We start from the raw sequence: 941 nt of genomic DNA, 5'->3' as shown, positions 1-941 counted from the left end.
AGCTTCGGGCACGCAAACGCTGTACGTCAGAACGTGCAGCCGGGCCAGTTATCCACTGACTTTCCCCGGACTCCATGGCGGTACGACCATCAACACTGGTCGCCATTTTAATCCGAAGATAAGGCAAACCAGTTTCCATTCGCTTAATAAAGCCTTGATTAAGTGCCCGCGCCTCAGCTTCCATCAAGCCATAGCGTACTTTTATTCCCGCATCCTCCAGAAGTTTAAAGCCTCGACCTGACACCTCAGGATTCGGATCCAGCATCGCAGCAACCACCTCAGATACTTGAGCATCAATTAAGGCTTTAGCACAGGGAGGTGTTCGACCAAAGTGGCTGCAGGGTTCCAAAGTAACGTAAGCTGTCGAACCTTGCGCGAGTCCTCCCGCTTCAGCGAGGGCGTTTACCTCTGCATGCCCTGTTCCGGCCTTCTTATGCCAACCACGCCCCACAATTTGACCGCCCCTCACCAAGACACAACCTACCCGTGGGTTTGGCTGGGTTGTATACACCCCTTTATTGGCCAAGCGCAAAGCTTCAGCCATATAGTGAGCGTCATCTATTGAGAAAGCACTAAGCGTCATTTTTGGTATTCTCAGAACGAGCTAGCCGATCAACTTCTTCCTTAAATTCATTGATATCCTGGAAACTACGATAGACAGAGGCAAAACGAACATAAGCCACCTCATCCAGGCGACGCAGCTCTTTCATCACTTCTTCACCAATAGCAATCGCTTTTAGCTCTCTCTCGCCTGTTGCTCTCAATCGGGCCTTAATGTTATTGATCGCGCTTTCAATCGCCTCAATACTGACGGGGCGCTTTTCCAAAGCCTTGGTGAAGCCTCTGTTGAGCTTGTCCTCATCAAAAGGTTGACGAGTGCCATCCTGCTTAACCACTCTCGGCATCACCAGCTCAGCAGTTTCAAAGGTAGTAAAGCGTTC

Annotated in this window: 2 protein-coding genes; both read right to left on the bottom strand. The window is 50.4% G+C overall.

Annotated features, from left to right (window positions below):
• Positions 1-583: bifunctional diaminohydroxyphosphoribosylaminopyrimidine deaminase/5-amino-6-(5-phosphoribosylamino)uracil reductase RibD (gene ribD, locus A3735_RS26255; protein ID WP_068638941.1), on the bottom strand; the 583-nt coding region annotated here is incomplete at its 3' end.
• On the bottom strand, positions 573-941 hold a 369-nt coding region (gene nrdR, locus A3735_RS26250), incomplete at its 5' end, for a transcriptional regulator NrdR (protein WP_068638939.1). The genes nrdR and ribD, both read right to left, overlap by 11 nt.

This window comes from Oleiphilus sp. HI0061 (assembly GCF_001635675.1).
This window is presented reverse-complemented; position numbering and strand designations above follow the sequence as displayed.